At 52.4% G+C, this 17,426-nt stretch carries 12 protein-coding genes and 3 pseudogenes; 9 read left to right on the top strand and 6 right to left on the bottom strand.

Annotated elements, in window-relative coordinates:
- Positions 1–127: 127 nt before the first annotated feature.
- Positions 128–2,167, top strand: coding sequence for a pyocin knob domain-containing protein (locus DVA44_RS26035; RefSeq protein ID WP_246842281.1), 2,040 nt, complete (start codon positions 128–130; stop codon positions 2,165–2,167).
- 837 nt (positions 2,168–3,004) lie between these two features.
- Positions 3,005–3,190: pseudogene (locus DVA44_RS12575) on the top strand (hypothetical protein); the annotation flags it as partial.
- A gap of 122 nt (positions 3,191–3,312) precedes the next feature.
- Here the strand turns inward: DVA44_RS12575 and arsC are convergent.
- The 3 genes and pseudogenes from arsC to DVA44_RS12560 form a co-directional block, all read right to left on the bottom strand.
- The gene (gene arsC, locus DVA44_RS12570; protein WP_114315036.1) at positions 3,313–3,738 is read right to left on the bottom strand and encodes a glutaredoxin-dependent arsenate reductase; all 426 of its coding nucleotides are present in this window, start codon (positions 3,736–3,738) and stop codon (positions 3,313–3,315) included.
- Between the two features lie 12 nt (positions 3,739–3,750).
- Positions 3,751–5,039, bottom strand: a pseudogene (locus tag DVA44_RS12565) (arsenic transporter).
- 44 nt (positions 5,040–5,083) lie between these two features.
- Positions 5,084–5,404 carry a transcriptional regulator gene (locus DVA44_RS12560; RefSeq protein ID WP_114387127.1) on the bottom strand — a complete coding sequence of 107 codons (321 nt, stop codon included), beginning with the start codon at positions 5,402–5,404 and terminating at the stop codon, positions 5,084–5,086.
- Positions 5,405–5,489: 85 nt separating this feature from the next.
- Here DVA44_RS12560 and arsH point away from each other — a divergent pair, with 85 nt between their 5' ends.
- From arsH to DVA44_RS12540, 4 genes and pseudogenes are all read left to right on the top strand, one after another.
- Positions 5,490–6,188 (top strand): arsenical resistance protein ArsH, encoded by a 699-nt coding sequence (gene arsH, locus DVA44_RS12555; RefSeq protein ID WP_114315033.1) that lies wholly within the window; start codon positions 5,490–5,492, stop codon positions 6,186–6,188.
- A 327-nt stretch (positions 6,189–6,515) separates the two neighbouring features.
- Positions 6,516–7,811: pseudogene (locus DVA44_RS12550) on the top strand (MFS transporter); the annotation flags it as partial.
- A 127-nt stretch (positions 7,812–7,938) separates the two neighbouring features.
- Positions 7,939–9,483, top strand: coding sequence for an MFS transporter (locus DVA44_RS12545; RefSeq protein ID WP_114387125.1), 1,545 nt, complete (start codon positions 7,939–7,941; stop codon positions 9,481–9,483).
- Between the two features lie 228 nt (positions 9,484–9,711).
- Positions 9,712–11,172 carry a mannitol dehydrogenase family protein gene (locus DVA44_RS12540; RefSeq protein WP_114387124.1) on the top strand — a complete coding sequence of 487 codons (1,461 nt, stop codon included), beginning with the start codon at positions 9,712–9,714 and terminating at the stop codon, positions 11,170–11,172.
- 39 nt (positions 11,173–11,211) lie between these two features.
- Here the strand turns inward: DVA44_RS12540 and DVA44_RS12535 are convergent, their stop codons facing one another.
- Both DVA44_RS12535 and ydfG read right to left on the bottom strand, forming a co-directional pair.
- Positions 11,212–11,898 carry a GntR family transcriptional regulator gene (locus DVA44_RS12535; RefSeq protein WP_103824467.1) on the bottom strand — a complete coding sequence of 229 codons (687 nt, stop codon included), beginning with the start codon at positions 11,896–11,898 and terminating at the stop codon, positions 11,212–11,214.
- 91 nt (positions 11,899–11,989) lie between these two features.
- Positions 11,990–12,736 (bottom strand): bifunctional NADP-dependent 3-hydroxy acid dehydrogenase/3-hydroxypropionate dehydrogenase YdfG, encoded by a 747-nt coding sequence (ydfG, locus tag DVA44_RS12530; RefSeq protein WP_114315029.1) that lies wholly within the window; start codon positions 12,734–12,736, stop codon positions 11,990–11,992.
- A gap of 153 nt (positions 12,737–12,889) precedes the next feature.
- Here ydfG and dcp point away from each other — a divergent pair, with 153 nt between their 5' ends.
- Complete coding sequence (dcp, locus tag DVA44_RS12525) at positions 12,890–14,935, top strand: peptidyl-dipeptidase Dcp (protein ID WP_114388416.1); 2,046 nt, start codon at positions 12,890–12,892, stop codon at positions 14,933–14,935.
- Between the two features lie 309 nt (positions 14,936–15,244).
- On the top strand, positions 15,245–15,379 hold the full coding sequence (locus DVA44_RS26030) for a hypothetical protein (RefSeq protein ID WP_246842280.1): 135 nt from the start codon (positions 15,245–15,247) through the stop codon (positions 15,377–15,379).
- A gap of 117 nt (positions 15,380–15,496) precedes the next feature.
- Here the strand turns inward: DVA44_RS26030 and DVA44_RS12520 are convergent, their stop codons facing one another.
- Positions 15,497–16,630: an acyltransferase gene (locus DVA44_RS12520; protein ID WP_114387123.1), complete on the bottom strand. Its 1,134-nt coding sequence runs from the start codon at positions 16,628–16,630 to the stop codon at positions 15,497–15,499.
- Between the two features lie 298 nt (positions 16,631–16,928).
- On the opposite strand from DVA44_RS12520, the gene DVA44_RS12515 reads away from it, so the two are divergent.
- Positions 16,929–17,252 carry a hypothetical protein gene (locus tag DVA44_RS12515; RefSeq protein WP_114387122.1) on the top strand — a complete coding sequence of 108 codons (324 nt, stop codon included), beginning with the start codon at positions 16,929–16,931 and terminating at the stop codon, positions 17,250–17,252.
- Positions 17,253–17,426 lie beyond the last annotated feature (174 nt).

Raw genomic sequence — 17,426 nt, 5'->3', positions numbered from 1 at the left:
TGGCACGGTAAGTAAGCGTATTTCCGCTCCGACATTAACCATAACCCGCGGTACCGGTTCCTTCTCTTTCTAACTCAAATCCTCATACCCCGCCGAGCCGGGGTTTTTCATTTTAAGGACATCACGAATGGCCACGATTGATGACAATTTAGCAAAAGCCGTTACGGAAGCATTGCGCCAGGCGCAAATCGATATATCCAATCAGGATAAATTACTGGTGGGCCCGGGCGATGTGACCCTTACGCGGGCAGACGGTACTACAGCCACCGGCCCGTCATGGCCGAAGATGTCATCAGTCGTTAATGCGGCGGTGCAGTGGCGTGGGGCGTTACCATCAGGAGCAAACCTCAACAATTATGGTCCTACATCAGCTTATTCTGGCTCATGGGGTCAGGGTTCATCAACAGGCGCAACAATTGCCAATGGATTCCCAGAAGATAGTGCTGTCGGGGTGCTGGAAGTAATTCAAGGTGGTCAGTTTGGCTGCACTCAGCGCTACACTGTTAGATCTGGAAATATTTACATCCGGTCGCTTACTGGATCATGGAACGGCACAGATGGGCCATGGGGCGCATGGTTGCCAGTGGGGTTCAGTTCGATGCCAGGCTATTTCACTGGCGATATGAATGTGCTGGTAACTCCTGGGATCTGGTCGATTACATCCGCTGTCACCAATGGGCCGATCCCTGACGGGCAAACAGCAACGCCTACTGGAATTTGCACCGTTGAACTACGGTCAAGCACAAACTCAGTGGTTCAGACATTCAAATCAGTTGTCACCAATGCAGCCTTTATTAACCGGACGTGGACGCGCACCCTCTCAGGCACTACATGGTCGAACTGGGATCTGCAAGGCAAAGGGGCGCTGGCTGATGTGGGTATCGGTTCGCCAATAGCCATGCTTCCCGCTCTGGACTGGCAGACGTTTAACTTTGTTCCTGGCGCTCAACATGTTTGCCTGCCATCTAACCAAACCAATATTCCATCAGGCCTGGCTTATGCTGGCACATCATCGCCTACCAATATCAATGTTCTTGGCGGTCGTGCCGGCACTACAGCGCTGGTGATGCTGGTTACTCAATTCACGCAATCGGCATCAGGAAAAAGTTATTTCATTGTTATGTCCGGCGTAGCAGGTAGCCGCACATTTGCTGTTTATGAAAACTTCACATCCGCCAGCGTAATTCCGGTGGCTAATGGCGGTACAGGCGGGAATACGCAGGCCACAGCCCGCACTGGCCTCGGCCTCAAATCAGCTGCGATCTATGATGTTTACGACAGCAACATGGTTTTCCAGAGTGAGCGCAAGGTAGCGATGCAGGCGATCAGCGATTATCGCGGAATAACCGCCTATGCTGGCATTCTTAATTTTCCTCAGGGCCTCAGCGGCGGTGTCTCGCTTGGCGGGCATCTGCCGCAATCCGGGCTTGGAGCTTCGGATCTTGTCGGACAGCTTGTCTGCGTTCCGTGGGTAGATGCTTCAGGTAACAACGGCGCATTCAAGATTTCCGCGCGCGGCAATAAAGTATGGTTCACGGGCACGGACACAAATGACTTCTTTTCCAGAGCATATGCCTTCAGGACGGAAGCAAACACCGCTGTTGACGGTAACGGGTTTATAAAAACAGCATCGCCAATTGTGAATGTTTATGGTGATGGTTCGGTCGTTACAAATGATGAGTCAGAAGGCTGCACAGTGACCCGCATTGCTGTCGGGCAGTACCTGATTGAAGGGTGTCTTGGTCTCAATTCAGATGCGGCCTGGGGAGGTATCGATGGTGGATTTGAGATACCGCTGGATCGCAATAAGCAGCCGAAGGTATGGCTTGATTATGAGGTTAACCCTGACGGATCGGTGATGGTTAAAACCTATCACCGGGAGCATGCCGGCGCGCCTAAATTTGCACGGAACATTATTGAGGGCGTGGCAGACGGCGATCCTGTAGATATCCCGGCGGGCCAGTTTATCTCTGTTCGTGTTGAGATGCCGATGGACAGCATCTGGAACCAGCAGCAGGAGAAGGCAAGGATTCGCAACGAGGAGGCGCTGGCCCAGGCAGTGCTGGAAGCAAAATTGAAGGCGGAGGCAGAAGCTGAGGCCGAAAGGCTGAAAGCAGAGGAAGAGGAGCCGGATGATCCAGCAGAACAGCCAGATGTTCAGCAGTAATTATCAATAGGCATAGCTGCCGATTTCTTCGCTGATCGCTCACCTCTTACCTACCAAGTAATACAGGTGCTGAAGTAAAAATTTCCTGACCCTAGTGACACTAGAAAAATACGTTCTAAGATTCCTTAAGAGCAAATCTGAGAACATGGAGTTTCTTATGACGATGGCTATTCTGGCTGGTTTAACCGCGCTTATAATTCCTTCTGGGCTTATCTATATTTTGAGACAGTTGATGAGCGCCTGGTGTGACCCGGAACGTCATTAGGGTTGTGAACCTATTCCTGAAGCAGCTGAAGAGCAAAAAAGCCCGTACGGGAACGGGCACAAATCCCTTAGTTTTGTTATCAATCCCGCGTTCAGGACGCAGGTAAGTAACATATCGGCAGCATTAGCTATTACTTTAACAGCGCGACTTAAGACATTTCGACTGGCTCAACTGCGCAGGAAGAAGCGGGAAGGGCAGGTCAGACAGTGAGCGATAAAAGGATGTTAAGAAGTGTTGCAATGATTCGCTATGAGCTCTATAAAAATATTATGATTTTAGTGCAGCCAGCGGCCAGGGAGCGTCGTATCTGTTATGAAATTCATCTGTCCTGTTTGTAGCAGCAACCGGTTCTTTTTCACCACCTTCAATCCCGTGCACAACCAGCCACACGGAGCGGTATGTTCTGTATGTGGTACCCGGCTTACCACCCGCTCCATCATTCCAAAGCCACGGAAAAGGCGATGGCCTAAGCAGGTGGTTTAGATCTTCCTCCGATAGTTGCTACAGCCCTTAGAGCCATTCAGGCCCAATCCGAAACCTATCACATATTGATTTCATCAAAATCGGTTAACCAAGGGCAGGTTCTGCTGATCCTTAATGGCGGACAGACACAATTTGCACGATTCATGGGGAAAGCGTTAATCACTGATGACGGCGAGGCGATCGAGGGGCCAGCGGCGGAAGAGGTCGAAGTTATGGGCAGGGTGACGTACTTCATCAACAGCGTCGATAGTGATGGTGATAAGTGCCCGGTGTAAGAAGCGATGCGTAGTTAGGGGGGATCAGATGATACTCCCTAATGAGTTTAAATGTCCGCTATGAACGAAAAGCGGACGCCCGCAAAACGTAAACAGGCGCCCGATATTTTGAAGTGGGCAGATTACTTAACCCGCTTCCCCGTTTCGTCAATGACCTTCTCGCCATCCTCTTTGGTAAACGCTCCTTTCTGGCTTTCCGGTAGAATATCCAGCACTATTTCTGAAGGGCGGCAAAGACGAGTGCCAAGCGGCGTAACGACAATCGGCCGATTAATCAGGATCGGATGTTGAAGCATGAAATCAATCAACTGCTCATCACTAAATTTCTCTTCATCAAGTCCCAGTTGCTCATAAGGCTCAACATTCTTACGCAGCAATGCACGTACCGTAATTCCCATATCTGAAATAAGTTTAATAAGCTCATCGTGGGTCGGGGGCGTATCGAGATAATAAATTATCGTCGGTTTGTTGCCGCTGTTACGGATCATCTCCAGCGTGTTGCGTGAGGTGCCACAGGCCGGGTTGTGATAGATGGTAATGTTGCTCATATCAGTATCTCATTACAAAGTGACAGAGAGCCGCCACGCCAGCGCGGCCAGAGTGACAAACAGCACCGGCACAGTCATGACAATGCCGGTACGGAAGTAATATCCCCAGGTAATCTTTATATTTTTCCGGGCAAGCACATGCAGCCACAGCAGGGTTGCCAGACTGCCAATCGGGGTGATTTTCGGGCCTAAATCGCAGCCAATCACATTGGCATAAACCATTGCCTCTTTGACGACGCCGGTCGCCGTACTCCCGTCAATCGAGAGCGCGCCAATCAGTACCGTCGGCATATTGTTCATCACCGATGAGAGAAATGCCGTCAGGAAGCCGGTGCCGAACGTCGCTGCCCATAACCCTTTGTCTGCCAGAAGATTTAACACGCCCGACAGATACTCCGTGAGCCCTGCATTGCGCAGGCCATAGACCACCAGGTACATGCCGAGCGAGAAAATAACGATCTGCCATGGCGCACCGCGCAGGACTTTCCCGGTGTTGATGGCATGGCCTCTTTTCGCCACCACAAACAGCACTGCTGCGCCAGCCGCCGCTATCGCACTGACCGGGATCCCCAGCGGCTCCAGGACAAAGAAACCGACAAGCAGCAATAAGAGGACAATCCAGCCCGCCCTGACGGTTGCCGGATCCTTGATCGCACTGGCAGGCGTCTTCAGCAGCGAAACGTCATACGTGGCCGGAATATCCCTGCGGAAGAAGAGATGCAACATGACCAGGGTGGCCGCAATCGCTGCCACATCCACAGGGATCATAACGGAGGCGTACTGCGTAAAGCCCAGACCGAAAAAGTCCGCCGAGACGATATTCACCAGGTTAGAAACAATGAGCGGCAGGCTGGCCGTATCTGCGATAAATCCTGCGGCCATGACAAAGGCCAGAGTCGTGCCCTGGCTGAACCCAGTGCAAGCAGCATCGCAATCACAATCGGCGTCAGGATCAGCGCGGCGCCGTCATTGGCAAACAACGCAGCAACAGCGGCACCGAGCAACACTATCCAGGTAAACAGCAGGCGGCCACGTCCGTTACCCCAGCGGGAGACGTGTAGTGCAGCCCATTCAAAGAAGCCGGACTCATCGAGCAGCAGGCTGATGATGATGACTGCAATAAATGCTGCTGTCGCGTTCCAGACGATATTCCAGACAACGGGAATATCAGCGACATGGATGACACCGGCTCCCAGCGCCAGCACAGCCCCGATACTCGCGCTCCAGCCAATACTCAGGCCTCTGGGTTGCCAGATCACCAGTACCAGCGTCAGTAAAAATATACTCCCTGCCAGAAGCATCTCAGACTCCGTTATATATGATTATGTAAATGTGTTTTTCTTTCTCAGCAGGAGGTGCAGGCTGATTTATCCAGCCATTCACGTACTTCCTCCCGCATACACTGCCAGGACGTAGTGATTGTCTCAGCTGCCCATGCCGGTATGTGGGGTGACAGGCGATAATGGATCCATTTGCCTTCACGACGGTCAAGAACCAGCCCGGCTTCGCGCAGGATAGCTATATGTCGCGAGATTTTGGGCTGCGATTCGGAGGTGACCGCACAGATATCGCAGACGCACAGTTCTCCGGACTCCCGGAGAAGCATGACGATGGCGAGCCGAGTTTCATCCGACAGGATTTTGAAAAGCTGAACAGGTTGTAGCATTTTTCTCTCCGTTCCCTTTAGAATACATATATGTTAAATCATATATAATGATTTTAAAATCACCTGTTCTCTCCGGAGGAGAAAAATGGAACAATTTCCTGCCCTGAATACTGAATGCTTTGATCAACACATTGCTGAACGCCTGCACCTGCAGGAGCCGCCACGGATTCTGATCCTGTATGGTTCAGTAAGAGAGCGCTCCTACAGCCGTTTTGCCGCGGAAGAAGCTGGTCGCCTGCTGGCGGCGATGGGCGCGGAGGTAAAACTCTTTAACCCCTCCGGTTTACCCCTGCCGGATGATGCGCCGGACACGCACCCTAAAGTCACCGAGCTACGCGGTCTGGTCAGATGGTGTGACGGGATGGTGTGGAGTTCTCCGGAGCGGCACGGGGCTATGAGCGCAGTTATGAAGGCGCAGATTGACTGGATACCATTAAGTGAAGGCGCGGTTCGTCCTTCGCAGGGCAAAACACTTGCGGTAATGCAGGTCTGCGGTGGTTCCCAGTCCTTCAATGCAGTGAACCAGATGCGTATTCTGGGCCGCTGGATGCGGATGTTTACGATCCCCAACCAGTCTTCCGTAGCCAGGGCATGGCAAGAGTTCGACGAAAACGGCCGAATGAAACCTTCGTCATGGTATGACCGCATCGTCGATGTAGCCGAGGAGCTGTTTAAAATCACACTGCTGCTTAAGGGACAAACCGGTTATCTTGCGGATCGTTACAGCGAGCGAAAAGAGAGCCATCAGGAGCTTTCATCCCGTGTCAATCAGGACAAAATATAACGTCTGTTCTTCGTGAATCCATACTGCATGAGCTTAACAACGTCCGCTATTGGCACATAGCGGTCTGCGGTAAAGGAAGCATTGCGCACCCTGAAAATATACAACGGATCGGTAAAGATACTGCCAGGGAGTTTCGCCTCGTCAAAGAAGGGTGGGATTTCTCGAAGGAATTATGCAAAGAAATTCTTTGGGGCATGGGTGGGGCATAAAAGTACCGCAGGTGATATGCAAAAGAACAAATGGATGCATTTCACCAGCGGCAAGTTACTGTTAAATACTCAGGAATTAAGGACAATCCCATAAAGACCTGAAACAGCGCTTTAAATCATGGACTTCCAGCTTTATTCGCTGGGCGCGGCATTAGTCTTTCACGAGATCTTCTTCCCGGAACAGTCGGCGGCGATGGCGCTGATTCTGGCGATGGGTACCTATGGGGCGGGCTATATTGCCCGTATCGTTGGCGCCTTTGTCTTCGGCAAAATGGGTGACCGCGTCGGACGCAAGAAGGTACTGTTTATCACCATTACCATGATGGGGATCTGTACCACGCTGATTGGTGTGCTGCCGACCTATGCACAAATTGGCATTTTCGCGCCGGTGCTGCTGGTGACGCTGCGTATTATCCAGGGGCTGGGCGCAGGGGCGGAGATCTCCGGTGCGGGCACGATGCTGGCGGAATATGCGCCGAAAGGGAAACGCGGCATCATCTCTTCACTGGTGGCGATGGGCACTAACTGCGGCACCCTGAGCGCCACGGCGATCTGGGCAGTGATGTTCTTTGCCCTCGACCGCGAACAGCTGCTGGCCTGGGGATGGCGTGTGCCGTTTCTGGCAAGCGTGGTGGTGATGATCTTTGCCATCTGGCTGCGTATGAACCTCAAGGAGAGCCCGGTATTTGAGCAGGTTAATACCGACGATGCGCCTGTTCAGGCTGCGGTTGAAGAAAATACCCTGGGTGGGATGCTGAAAAGCAAATCCTTCTGGCTGGCGACCGGTCTGCGCTTCGGCCAGGCGGGTAACTCCGGCCTGATCCAGACGTTCCTCGCCGGGTATCTGGTGCAGACGCTGCTGTTTGATAAGGCTATTCCGACCGACGCCCTGATGATCAGTTCTATTCTCGGCTTTATTACTATCCCGCTGTTGGGCTGGTTGTCCGATAAATATGGTCGTCGCCTGCCTTACATTCTGCTGAGCATTTCCGCCATTATTCTGGCCTACCCGATGCTGTCGATAATTGTCGACAAGTCGTACAGCCCTGGCGTGATCATGACCTCGATTATTGTTATCCATAACTTCGCGGTGCTGGGACTGTTCGCCCTGGAAAACATCACCATGGCCGAGATGTTTGGTTCCCGTAACCGCTTCACCCGGATGGCAATTTCAAAAGAGGCGGGTGGTCTGATTGCGGTTGGTTTTGGTCCGGTCCTGGCAGGGATCTTCTGCAACATGACCGGCTCCTGGTGGCCAATCGTGGCGATGGTGGTGGTTTACTCCTTCATCGGCCTGATCTCAGCCCTGCTGATGCCAGAGGTATGTGACCGCGATCTGAGTACGCTGGAAGATGCTGCAGACGATAAAGCTGCCGCGCTAAAGATTCACGGTAAACATCGCGCCATCTCGTAATGACTGATGACTCCTCTGTAAACGCAGGGGAGTCTTTTTTTATGCCTCTCGATAATCAACGCTAATAAAAAAACTTCACAGAAGCATCGGAAATTAACTGGATTTTTTTTTCAGGTAAGGAAACTGTATGTCTCGTGCAAAGAAAAACGTCACCATTCCGGTGAGTATTGGATATGGCCTGACCGATATTATGGGTGGCGGCGCGTTTACCGTAATTGGCGCATGGCTGTTATTTTTCTACACCACCTTTGTTGGCTTATCGCCAATTGAAGCGGCCTCGATCGTCGCCATTGCCCGTATTGTTGATGCGGTGGTCAGTTTATTTATGGGCAGCTTAACGGACCACTTTTATAAAAACTATTTTGGCAAGAAATTTGGCCGTCGGCGTTTTTTCCTACTGATTGGCGCGCCGTTGATGCTGGTCTATGCCTTACTGTGGCTCGATGGCATGAGTTACGCCTTTTATCTGGCGGTCTATCTCGCCTTTGAGATCATCGCCGCGATGGTCCTCATCCCCTGGGAAACCTTGCCTTCCGAAATGACCAAAGAGTTTAATGGCCGCACCAAACTCTCAACCTGCCGGATGTTTATGTCGGCGTCCGGCACCTTTCTGGCGACCTTTATCCCTGGGCTGCTGATTGGCTATTTTGGCGAGCAGAACGCCAGCGCCTATCTGATTAATGGCGTAATTTTCGCCGTGCTGTTTATGATCTGCGTCTTTATCTCATGGAAAGTAACATGGGAGCGGGAGCTCACCCCGCAGATGCAGGCGGAACTGGAAAAGTCAGCTATGCCTGGCAGCCTGTCTGACAAACTGCGCGCCATTATCGATCTGTTTAAATCCTACGCCTCGACGCTGAAAATCCGCGCCTTCAGAAAGCATCTGGCGATTTATCTCCTGTCGTTTACTGGCAAAGATGTCTATAACACCGTGTTCGTCTTCTTCTGCGTCTACTGCCTTAACGTCTCGTCATCGCTGGCGGGAAGTCTGCTGTCGATGAGTATCGTGGGCTTGCCGGTAACGCTTATTGCAGGGCTTGGGATCATCAAATATGGTCCGGCCCGGCTCTATGTCTTCGCCTATGCCCTGATGATGCTCTGTCTGGCTGGTTTCCTGGCGGTCTATCAGATCCCGTCGCTGAATACCGTTGCCACGCTCTTCATCCTCGCCGGACTCTATCAGGTGGGCCGCTGTGTGCTGGAGTTCACCCCGTGGAACGTGTTCCCGTTCATTCCTGATATTGACGAAATGGTCAGCCGCCAGCGCCGGGAAGGGTTGTTCGCTGCCGTCATGACTTTCTCCCGTAAAACCACTGTGGACATCGCCACCTTTGTGGTCGGCTTGCTGCTGCAAAGCGGCGGTTTCGTGAAGGGGAGCCAGGTTCAGCCGCCGGAAGCGATTCATACGATCGCCATGCTGATGTTTATCGGTACCGCCGGGCTGCTGATGCTGGCCCTCTGGCAGGCGCTGACGTTCCGTCTGAATAAACAGACACACCAGATCTTCGTGGAAGAGGTCGAACGCCTTCGCGCCAACGGCGCCAAAACGGTGGTTGATCCTCATGTTCGACGTATCGTGGAAGATCTGACGGGCCATGACTATGACAGCCTCTGGACGGAAGCGGCTCCAGCATCAGTGATGCCAAAAGAGAGAGCCACAACCGTGGGTTGAGTGGTTCACAACCTTGCGGTTTATAGCGAATGTTGTCACACAACTTTGCATTGATGTCACACCAGATGGTGAAAAGTTAACGTAAATCAATATCGACGTATCAACAATCAGTATGGTTAACGGCAGAGAATTTTTTATGCCACCTACCATTCTAGTTGGGTTAGTAAGCCGGGTCAGGGAGTCAAGCCGGCCCGGATTCATCGCTTAATCACATTAACGAGTACTATCATGAATAATCCGTTATTACAGGCGCAAGCTACGATTCCTCACTACAACCGGGATAACCTGCAATCACGCATCGTGCACCTGGGATTTGGTGCCTTCCACCGCGCGCATCAGGCGGTCTATAGCGATATCCTCGCCGCCGAACACGGCAGTGACTGGGGCTATTACGAAGTCAATCTGATCGGCGGTGAGCAGCAGATAGCCGATCTGAAAGCCCAGGATAATCTCTACACCGTTGCTGAAATGTCCGCGGATGCATGGACAGCGCGGGTCGTTGGCGTGGTCAAAAAGGCGCTGCACGCGCAGGTGGATGGTCTTGAAGCGGTGCTGTCCGCCCTGTGTGAACCGCAGGTGGCGATCGTCTCATTAACCATTACCGAAAAAGGGTATTGCCACGCCCCGGCGACCGGGCAGCTGATGCTGGATCATCCAATGATCGCCGCCGATCTAAAGAATCCTCATCAGCCTGTTTCCGCTGTTGGTGTGGTGGTGGAAGCGCTGGCGCGACGTAAAAACGCCGGGTTGCCAGCCTTCACCGTGATGTCCTGCGACAATATGCCGGAGAACGGTCACGTCATGCGCAACGTTACCTGCGCCTATGCCCGCGCGGTCAACGCTGAGCTGGCGGAGTGGATTGAAGCCAACGTCACTTTCCCGTCAACCATGGTCGACCGTATTGTGCCTGCCGTGACTGCCGACACGCTGAACAAAATCGAAGAGATTACCGGCGTGCGCGATCCGGCGGGTGTGGCCTGCGAGCCGTTCCGCCAGTGGGTAATTGAAGACAACTTTGTTGCGGGTCGTCCGGCGTGGGAAAAAGCCGGGGCCGAGCTGGTCGCAGACGTTATTCCGTTTGAAGAGATGAAGCTGCGCATGCTGAACGGCAGCCACTCCTTCCTGGCATATCTGGGCTATCTGGCGGGTTATCAACACATCAACGACTGCATGGAAGACGCGAACTACAAGCGCGCCGCCCATGCACTGATGTTAAACGAGCAGGCGCCGACGCTGAAAGTGACTGGTGTGGATCTGGGGCGTTATGCCGATCTGCTGATCGACCGTTATAGCAACCCGGCGCTGCGCCACCGGACCTGGCAGATCGCGATGGATGGCAGTCAGAAGCTGCCGCAGCGTATGCTCGACTCCGTGCGCTGGCACCGGGTGCATCAGAAGCCATTCCCGCTACTGGCGCTGGGGATTGCCGGCTGGATGCGTTATGTCGGCGGCGTGGATGAGCGCGGCGAGGCCATCGAGGTATGCGATCCGCTGCTGTCGGTGATCCAGGCCGCGGTAAAAGGCAGTGCTGAAGGGGCATCCCGCGTGAAGGCGCTGATGGGTATCGAGGCGATCTTTGGTAAGGAACTGCCGCAGGATGCGACTTTTGTCGAGGCGGTAACCGCGGCGTATCAAATGTTGCTGGAGAAAGGGGCGAAAGCCGCGGTGGCACACTATATCGCGGGTTAACTCTGCCGAATGCCGCCGCCATGGCGGCATTCATTTTGGCTACTCTTCGCTAAACCAGTCACTATTTTCCTGACGAATTAACTGTACTGACTCGCCAATTTCCTGCAGATGCAGGGTCATCGCTTTTTCTACCGCATCGGCGTCACGCTTTTCCAGGGCATGGAAAATATCCAGATGCTGGCGCAGCAGCATCTCTGGCGGTGATACGTGATTAAGGCTCATGTAACGCACCCGGTCCATGGTCGCCTTGATGTTCTCGATAGTGTCCCATGCCAGCTGACAGCCAGCAATTTGCGCCAGCTTCTGATGAAATTCATCGTCGAGCAGGAAGAAGTCATTCAGCTGTTTACGCTCAATGGCGATACGCTGCTGATGCAGATTCTGCTCCAGCTGATAGCACTGATGATCGTCAACCAGGCTTGCCGCGCGACGGACGACGGCGCACTCGATGGCCTGGCGGACAAAACAGCCGTTTTGCACCTGACTGAGGGAGATCTTATTGACGTAACTGCCGCGCTGGGGGCGGATCTGAATCAGGCCATTTTCCGCCAGCTTGATAAAGGCTTCGCGAACCGGCTGCCGGGAGACATCAAAACGTACCGACACCTCTTTTTCTGATAAAGGGGTTCCCGGCGGGATCAGACAATGCACGATGTCGCTGCGCAAAATACGATAAATTTGCTGATTTACGGGTTGTGTCGGATTAAGTTGCGATTCAGCGGCCATTCGATGTGATTTCTCAGAGGGTTAACCCGGAAATACTACCATTCTTTTACCCGGTATCCCAGACCCGGCCCGCAGGCCGGGCGGGGAAAGATCATCCGCGATGGACGCTCAGGCCAGCAAAGCTCTGCGTCACCGGCATCATCTCAACGGTGTTGATGTTGACGTGCTTGGGCAGCGTGGCTACCCACCAGACGGCTTCGGTGACATCATCCGGGGTCAGGGCAGTGGTGTTCTCATAAGTTTTGTCCGCTTTCGCATCATCGCCTTTAAAGCGCACGTTGGAGAACTCCGTACCGCCCACCAGACCCGGCTCGATATCCGTTACGCGGATAGCGGTGCCGTGCAGATCGGTGCGCAGGTTCAGGCTGAACTGGCGTACAAAGGCTTTGGTCGCGCCATAGACGTTACCGCCGGCATAGGGCCAGCTACCGGCGGTCGAGCCGATATTGATCACATGACCGCGGTTGCGCTCCACCATGCCGGGCAGTACGGCGCGGGTCATATAGACCAGGCCTTTGTTGTTGGTGTCGATCATCGTTTCCCAGTCTTCCACACTGGCTTTGTGTGCGGGCTCAAGACCCAGCGCCAGCCCGGCGTTGTTGACCAGCACGTCGATGTCACGCCATTCCGCTGGCAGATTGGCAATCATCTCTTCAATGGATGCGCGGTTACGCACGTCCAACTGGGCGGTCAGAATGCTGTCGCCAAGCTCCTCTTTCAGCTCCTGCAGACGCTCCTGACGGCGGCCTGTGGCAATCACTTTATGGCCGTTTGCGACGAAGCGACGCGTAATGCTTTCACCAAATCCAGCTGTCGCCCCGGTAACTAAAATAATCATGTCACTGTTCCTCAACGCTTTTTGTGTAGTACTACCATAGCATGTGATCTGACGCAGAGTAAGGCGACTTTTTAGCCCCTTCAGGTGACAGAGATTGCAGTGGCTGCCGGGCTGGCCTACTCTGGTGAAATTTACCGTATTCAGGAGTCTGATATGTCTGGCACCAACCCGTTTTTCACAAGCAGCACGCTGCCGTACCAGGCACCGCATTTTGATTTGATCCGCGACGAACATTATCGTCCGGCCTTTGACGAAGCCATCCGCCAGAAGCGCAAGGAGATCGCGGCGATAGCTGGCTCCGCGGATGCGCCTGATTTTGCCAATACCGTCCTGGCGCTGGAGAAAAGCGGCGAGCTGCTGAGCCGGGTGAGCAACGTCTTCTTTGCCATGACCTCGGCGCACACCAATGACTACCTGCAGCAGCTGGAAGAGGCGATTTCCACCGAACTGGCGGCGCTTTCTAACGACATCTGGCTGAATGACGCGCTCTTCGCCCGGGTGGACGCCATCTACAATGACCGCCAGACGATGGCGCCAGATGCCGAGTCCCTGCGGCTGATTGAGGAGCTGCATCAGCGCTTTATTCTGGCTGGGGCCCGGCTGGGGGAGGCGGAAAAGCAGGCGCTGAAAGCGCTCAATACCGAATCCGCCGCGCTAACCAGCCAGTTTAACAAGCGCCTGCTGGCGGCAGACAAGGCGGGTGGGCTGGTGGTGGATTATCAGCATCAACTGGATGGCCTGAGCCCGGCGGAACAGGCCGCGGCTGCCGAGGCCGCAGCGGAGAAGGGACTCAGCGATCGCTGGCTCATTCCGCTGCTGAACACCACGCAACAGCCGGCTCTGCAACAGCTACGCGATCGTCAGACCAGAGAAAATCTCTTTAAGGCGGGCTGGCTGCGCACGCAAAAAAACGATGCCAACGATACCCGCGAAGTGGTCGCACGTCTGGTGGCGCTCCGTGCGCGTCAGGCTGAACTGCTGGGCTATGACAGCTACGCCAGCTGGAAAATTGCCGATCAGATGGCGAAAACCCCCGACGCTGCGCTGCAGTTTATGCGGGGTATCGTTCCTACTGCGCGCGGTCGCGCCCTGCAGGAGCAGGCTGACATTCAGAAAGTGATTGATGAAGAGCAGGGCCACTTTCAGGTTCAGGCCTGGGACTGGGCCTTTTACGCTGAACGCGTGCGTCTGGCGAAGTACGCTCTGGATGAATCACAGGTTAAACCCTATTTTGCTCTCGACAGGGTGCTGACCGACGGCGTCTTCTGGGCGGCGACCCGGCTTTTCGGCATTACGTTTGCTGAGCGCAGGGATATCCCTGTCTACCACCCTGATGTGCGAGTCTGGGAGATTTTCGATCACCACGGAGAAGGGATGGCGCTCTTTTACGGTGACTTCTTCGCCCGCGACTCGAAAGGCGGCGGGGCGTGGATGGGTAACTTTATTGAACAATCCCATGAAGCCGGGACGCGGCCGGTGATCTACAACGTCTGCAACTATCAAAAACCGGCTGAAGGCCAACCAGCGCTAATCTCGTGGGATGATGTGATCACTCTGTTCCACGAATTTGGCCATACTCTGCACGGCCTGTTTGCCAGCCAGCGTTACGCCACGCTCTCTGGCACCAATACGCCGCGGGATTTCGTGGAATTCCCGTCACAAATCAACGAGCACTGGGCCAGCCATCCCGAGGTCTTTGCCCATTATGCCCGCCATTACGAAACCGGGGAGCCGATGCCCGACGCGCTGCGCGAGAAAATGCTCAGTGCCACCCAGTTTAATAAAGGCTATGACATGACCGAGCTGCTCAGCGCCGCACTGCTGGATATGAACTGGCACGGAATAACCGCCAGCGAAGCCCCAGCAAACGTGGAGGCGTTCGAAGCCGCGGCGCTGGAACGCGAACAGCTGGATCTCCCTGCCGTACCACCGCGCTATCGCAGCAGCTATTTCGCCCATATCTTCGGCGGCGGCTACGCAGCCGGCTATTACGCCTATCTCTGGACCCAAATGCTGGCCGACGACGGCTATCAGTGGTTTGTGGAAGAAGGCGGGCTGACCCGCGAGAACGGCCAAAAATTCCGTGAGGCGATTTTGTCGCGCGGGAACAGCACTGATTTAGCTGAACTTTATCGTCAGTGGCGCGGGCACGATCCAAAGATTGAGCCGATGCTGGTGAACCGCGGATTGAGCGCGTAAGGGCATTTTCAGGCTGGCAACAGAACCGGGCGTGATGCCCGGCTTTTTCACCTGAAAGATGCATTTGCCAGCTCAGTTGAACCTTCTGTTTATCCTCTCGCCTCGCTCGATATAACCATAAGCATGCCTTATATTTTAAAGGTGGCGATTTGCCGCATATGCCAACAGGAGTTCAAAATGAAATCCAATGAGCAAGGTTCAAACAGAGATCAATCTAAGCAGTCTCAAAAGAACCCGAAAGATGACCAGTCCAAACAGAAACCGGGTAAGTCTAAGTAGACTCTCATAACCAAGTTTGACGGAGGCTTTATGACCGATCGTCCAGATTACGTTGATCCTCTTCCTGATGATGAATCGCTTCCTGATGATGATATACCTGACACACCAGATGTGAACGACCCGCCGGTCGTGGATGACCCTGATGTAACCAAGAGACCGCTATGAAATTCATTAACCGCCTTCGGGCGGTTTTTTGAGGCTTAGGTTAAGTGATTAAGCCAGGCGGATGGCAAATTTAGTTATCAGTTATATCACAAAACAGAACTCAGGCGGTAGAACCGCCTATTTTTTGAGAAATTTATACTCAATGTATTTAAATGTATAGGCTGTGAGGAGTGTTGTGATTCCTACGAGCGAGGCTATTACGCACCAAAATAAGAGAGGCGAAGCCTTATTTAAATCAGTTAAACTAGACAAGCTCTTGATGACAAGCGCATTGACAATTAAATGAAGCAGGTATGAGCTATAGCTCGCCTCACCTAAATAGACTAATGGTCTGAGTGTTAATATGCCAGGCTTTAGCCATATAATAAATATAAATAGTATGCTTATGATTATAAATCGCTCAAATCCATATCCGCTCAAATCGCAATTTAGCAAATAGATCAAGCAAATTATGACGGCAAAAGAAGAAATAACATCAATTGCAACCGTCTTCCTACGGAGTGTGAGTTTGGCGGTGTTATTTACAACAGCGGCTGCTGCTCCTGATATAAAATAAACCCAAACAACTTGCCCAGTATAGAGATCGTTCAATGCATAAAGAAATGCTAAAACAAATGAAAAATAAAATAGACGCTTATATCTTATAAGGGTACATATTACGGGTAAAATGCAGTAAAATCGCCATTCGTAAGGAAGTGTCCAGATTACAGCATTTAATGAATATGTCCTGAAGCCATTTACCCATATGTCACTGCCAAGAAATCCAAAGCCATAAATATTTATCAGCTGTCTCAGTGTCGTCAGGGGGGATTGTTGACCGTGCGACCATAGTAGCGTGAGAATCGCTACTATGGTTGTTGCCATTATATACATAGGTACGAGTCGTTTTACCCGAGCTTGAAAAAAGCCACCCCAGTCAATGTTATTATTGGTCTTGATGATCTTATCAAAAAAAAGAAATCCAGTAATGCTGAAAAATATCTGTACGCCTGTGTCTCCAGCATGGGCGAATATCCAGAAATTGTAGGTGTCTATTTCATCAGGTGTAAAACCATTATTTGCAAAAGAAAAAACCGCATGATTCATTACGACAAATAATGCTGCTAATCCTCTTATGCCATCAAGATGGAAATAGCGCCTGCCAGAGAAATCTATATGATCATAAAAATTGACTCGGCACAATAATGAATTGATGTATATCGCCAAGATAATACAGACTAAAAACATCAAGTTATATAACACATAATCCATGTTAAATTGCCATATTGGATTTTTGAAAAAAGTATATGCTAAACCTTTTACATTTTCGAGAACTATTTATAAATAACGTGAGGTGGAAATGAAAAAATCAGTCCAGCAAGTCGGCCATTTCTTACTACATAACATATTTGTAAGGCTGGCTGTGTGTAATGTAAGGAGCCAGCCATAAAAAATTCGAATGTTGCCGTGTTTGCTGAAGCTATCTTCGCAAAACACTTCACCCGAGCCGCTTTTACCCGTATGTTGCTGTGCTCATATTGAACTAAAGATGAACTCGTCAGGCAAAGTAATGGATTTATCCCCTTTTATGCACGCGTTAGCGGCACTTCTTGTCCAGTTTCTGTGCGGTCTGAAATGGGATCGGTGGGGTACGGGCGGGGCGCTGGGTTCGCTGTGGTTTATCGCCCGGGAACAGACCCAGGCTGAATACCGCTGGATTGCCCTGTTTGGTCACGGCAAGCGCGCCAATATGCCGTGGTGGGGCGGGTTTGACTGGCAGGTCTGGAATGTCGCCAGCCTGCTCGACTGGCTGGTGCCGGTGGTTGCCTGCACCCTTATCTGGCTTTTATCCCGCTCCATGCGCCAGAAAAGGGCAAATATCCCGCAGCTATAGCGCATGTTTAGTCTTTATTTATCTTCCCCATGCTAGCTTATTGAGGATCCGCAGCCTGGTATGGAATGCCGGGTCCGTAGATAGCAAAATACAAATCTATCCATGCAAGCATTTACCGCCAGTCTCTGGCGGTTTTTTTGCCTTTCAGCCTGAACATGAATTTTTTTCAACACT

Source organism: Leclercia sp. W17 (assembly GCF_003336325.1).
In the GTDB taxonomy this organism is placed as follows: Bacteria; Pseudomonadota; Gammaproteobacteria; order Enterobacterales; family Enterobacteriaceae; genus Enterobacter.
This window is presented reverse-complemented; position numbering and strand designations above follow the sequence as displayed.

What these genes read in the sequence shown, in the direction of transcription:
- DVA44_RS26035 (WP_246842281.1), top strand. Translation starts at nt 128, where the DNA reads ATGGCCACGATTGATGACAATTTAGCAAAAGCCGTTACGGAAGCATTG.
- DVA44_RS12545 (WP_114387125.1), top strand. Translation starts at nt 7,939, where the DNA reads ATGTCTCGTGCAAAGAAAAACGTCACCATTCCGGTGAGTATTGGATAT.
- DVA44_RS12540 (WP_114387124.1), top strand. Translation starts at nt 9,712, where the DNA reads ATGAATAATCCGTTATTACAGGCGCAAGCTACGATTCCTCACTACAAC.
- DVA44_RS12535 (WP_103824467.1), bottom strand. Translation starts at nt 11,898, where the DNA reads ATGGCCGCTGAATCGCAACTTAATCCGACACAACCCGTAAATCAGCAA.
- DVA44_RS12515 (WP_114387122.1), top strand. Translation starts at nt 16,929, where the DNA reads ATGGATTTATCCCCTTTTATGCACGCGTTAGCGGCACTTCTTGTCCAG.
- ydfG (WP_114315029.1), bottom strand. Translation starts at nt 12,736, where the DNA reads ATGATTATTTTAGTTACCGGGGCGACAGCTGGATTTGGTGAAAGCATT.
- DVA44_RS12560 (WP_114387127.1), bottom strand. Translation starts at nt 5,404, where the DNA reads ATGCTACAACCTGTTCAGCTTTTCAAAATCCTGTCGGATGAAACTCGG.
- DVA44_RS26030 (WP_246842280.1), top strand. Translation starts at nt 15,245, where the DNA reads ATGACCGATCGTCCAGATTACGTTGATCCTCTTCCTGATGATGAATCG.
- dcp (WP_114388416.1), top strand. Translation starts at nt 12,890, where the DNA reads ATGTCTGGCACCAACCCGTTTTTCACAAGCAGCACGCTGCCGTACCAG.
- arsC (WP_114315036.1), bottom strand. Translation starts at nt 3,738, where the DNA reads ATGAGCAACATTACCATCTATCACAACCCGGCCTGTGGCACCTCACGC.
- DVA44_RS12520 (WP_114387123.1), bottom strand. Translation starts at nt 16,630, where the DNA reads ATGGATTATGTGTTATATAACTTGATGTTTTTAGTCTGTATTATCTTG.
- arsH (WP_114315033.1), top strand. Translation starts at nt 5,490, where the DNA reads ATGGAACAATTTCCTGCCCTGAATACTGAATGCTTTGATCAACACATT.